Genomic DNA, 2,899 nt, shown 5'->3' with positions numbered 1-2,899 from the left:
CGGGCGCCCAGCAGCAGGCCGAAGATGAAGAAGTACACGGCCGCGTTCAGCAGCGGCGTGGCCACCTGCCACAGCTGGCCGAGCCTGGCCTGGCTGTACTGCGCGGTCAGCTTCGCCCGGGAGAAGGTGAGGATGAAGTGCCGGCGTCCCCAGAGCAGCCGGACGTACTCGACGAGCGACGGCCGGGCGCCACTCACCGTCAGTCCGTACTTGGCGGCGAGCTCGGCCGCCGTGAGGCCGTCGTCGGGCGGCACGGGCGCGCTGACCGTGACCGGGCCGTCGTGCGTTGTCTCACTCACTGGTGAAAGCTTTCCCTCTTCGAGATGCCCGGCCCGTACGGACCGGGCATGCGCCGGGAGGCCTGGGTGCGGCCCCGATGGTCCCGGACACGAGCTTGTCAGATGACAGGGGGCCGGCCCAGCCGGGTCAGCCGCCACACCGTACGCCACTTCATGGGCCGGCGAGGACCGCTGGGGGTGGTCCAGCCCTCCCGGAAGCCGCCGAACCAGGCCTTGAGGGCCGGGCGCGAGGGCCTGCGGAGCAGGGTGAGCAGCATCCAGGCGCCCAGGTAGAGGGGGACCAGGAGCGCGGGAAGGTTGCGGCGGGCCAGCCAGACGCGGTTGCGGGCGACCATGCGGTGGTAGACCGCGTGCCGCGAGGGGGCGGTGGTCGGGTGGTACAGCACCATGTCGGACCGGTAGTCGATCATCCAGCCGGCGTCGAGCGCCCGCCAGGCCAGGTCGGTCTCCTCGTGTGCGTAGAAGAACGCGTCGGGCAGGCAGCCGACGTCGGCGAAGACCCGGGTGCGTACGGCGTTGGCGCCGCCGAGGAAGGTGGTCACCCTCGAGGAGCGCATCGGGTCGGCGGCGCGCAGCCGGGGCACGTGGCGGCGCTGGGTGCTGCCGGTGTCCGGGTCGGCGATGCGGAAGCTGATGATGCCGAGCTCCGGGTCGGCGGTGAACGCCTGGCGGCACAGCTCGGCCGTGTCGTGCTGCGCCAGGAGGCCGTCGTCGTCGAGGAACAGCAGGATGTCGACGTCCTGGCCGTTCGGGCCGAACGCCTCGATGCCGACGTTGCGGCCGCCGGGGATGCCGAGGTTCTCCGGCAGCTCGACGGTGCGCACGCCGTCGGGGACCTCCGGGACGGGCGAGCCGTTGCCGACGACGACGGCCCGGACCGGTTCGCCGTCCTGCTTGGCGACCGAGTCGAGCAGGGCACGCAGCTCGTCGGGGCGGTTGCCCATGGTGATGATCACCGCGCCGACCTTGAGGGAGGACCCCATCGCGGTCACCTCAGCCTGCTGGAGGCGAGGACGGACACCAGGTGCAGCAGCGTCTGCAGCAGGGCTGTCCCGGCGAGGACGGCGACACCCAGACGGGTGAAGAACAGGTCGCCCCGGGCTGTGTCGACGATCGCGAGGACCACGATCAGCAGCGACGCCTCCATGCCGAGGATCAGCCGGTGGAACTTCAGGGCTCCGGCGGCCCGGCGGGCCAGCGCCATGCCGGAGGAGCGCGGCTCGGCGGCGGCCTCCTTGACCGGCGGGAGTCCGCCCTGGTGCCGGGCCACGCCCACCAGGTCGGTCTCGGCCTTGATCAGGATGGCGCCGAGGGCTGCCAGGGTGCCGAGGAAGGCCCAGAGCCAGTCGATGCGGCCGGTGCCCCACAGGTCGGCGGCGCGCAGGCCGAACCCGACGAGGACGGCCGCGTCGCACAGGTAGGCGCCGACCCGGTCGAGGTAGACCCCGCTGAGCGAGAACTGCTGCTTCCAGCGGGCGATCTCGCCGTCCACGCAGTCGAGCAGCAGGTACAGCTGCACCATGACCAGGCCGAGGACCGCGCCCGTGATCCCCGGCACCAGCAGGGCCGGGGCGGCGAGGACGCCGAAGACGGTCATCAGATACGTGAGCTGGTTGGGCGTGACCCTGGTGTTCACCAGGTAGCGGTCCACCCGCAGGGACACCTCACGCATGTAGAGGCGTCCCATCCAGTGCTCACCGCTGCGCCGGTCCTTCACCCCCGCGGGGTGGACGACCGGACGGAGTTCAGCTACCGATGGCCTTGACATAGTCGGCGTAGACGTCCTTGATCTGTTCGGTCTTCAGGTCGAGATGTTCGAGAATCGTGAAGCGGCCGGGGCGGGTCTCGGGGGCGAATTCGACGACTTTGACGAACTCCTCCGCCGTGAAGCCGATCTCCTGAGGCAGTACCGGCAGTCCGTGCCGGCGCAGTACTCCGGCCATGTACGCCGACTCGTCGTGCGCGCCGCGCAGGTACATGGCGAAGGCCGCGCCCAGGCCGCACTGCTCTCCGTGGGCGGCGGCCCGCTTGGGGTAGAGCAGGTCGAAGGCGTGGTTGATCTCGTGGCAGGCCCCGGAGGACGGCCGCGAGTCGCCGGACACCGACATGGCGATGCCGCTGAGGACCAGTGCCTCGGCGAGCACCTGGAGGAAGTCGTTGTCCCCGATGCCTCCGGGGTGGCGCAGCACGGACTCGCCGGCCTGCCGGGCCATGGCGGCGGCGAGCCCGTCGATCCGCTCGCCCTTGACCCGGTTGGCCAGCTCCCAGTCCGCGATGGCGGAGACGTTGGAGACGGCGTCGCCGATCCCCGCGCGTACGAAGCGCACCGGGGCGTCCCGGATGATGTCGAGGTCGATGACGACCGCGATCGGGTTCGGCACGCCGTAGGAGCCGCGGCCGGCGTCGTTGTCGAGGGTGGCGACGGGCGAGCACAGGCCGTCGTGCGCGAGGTTCGTCGGTACGGCGACCAGGGGGAGGCCGACGCGTGCCGCGGCGAACTTGGCGCAGTCGATGATCTTGCCGCCGCCGAGTCCGACGATCGCGTCGTAGTGGCCGGCCTTTATGGCGCCGGCCAGCCGGACCGCGTCGTCGAGGGTGCC

Annotated in this window: 3 protein-coding genes and 1 pseudogene; all 4 read right to left on the bottom strand. The window is 71.4% G+C overall.

The window, feature by feature from the left end:
* A pseudogene (locus ORI94_RS22390) lies at positions 1–299 on the bottom strand (ABC transporter permease); the annotation flags it as partial.
* Positions 300–397: 98 nt separating this feature from the next.
* Positions 398–1,282, bottom strand: coding sequence for a glycosyltransferase family 2 protein (locus ORI94_RS22385; RefSeq protein ID WP_042171570.1), 885 nt, complete (start codon positions 1,280–1,282; stop codon positions 398–400).
* A gap of 5 nt (positions 1,283–1,287) precedes the next feature.
* On the bottom strand, positions 1,288–2,067 hold the full coding sequence (locus ORI94_RS22380) for a CDP-alcohol phosphatidyltransferase family protein (RefSeq protein ID WP_266078472.1): 780 nt from the start codon (positions 2,065–2,067) through the stop codon (positions 1,288–1,290).
* A partial coding sequence (locus ORI94_RS22375; protein ID WP_266078470.1) for an iron-containing alcohol dehydrogenase family protein occupies positions 2,045–2,899 on the bottom strand: 855 nt, incomplete at its 5' end. The genes ORI94_RS22380 and ORI94_RS22375, both read right to left, overlap by 23 nt.

Source organism: Streptomyces sp. NEAU-W12 (assembly GCF_026242095.1).
Classification (GTDB): Bacteria; Actinomycetota; Actinomycetes; order Streptomycetales; family Streptomycetaceae; genus Streptomyces.
This window is presented reverse-complemented; position numbering and strand designations above follow the sequence as displayed.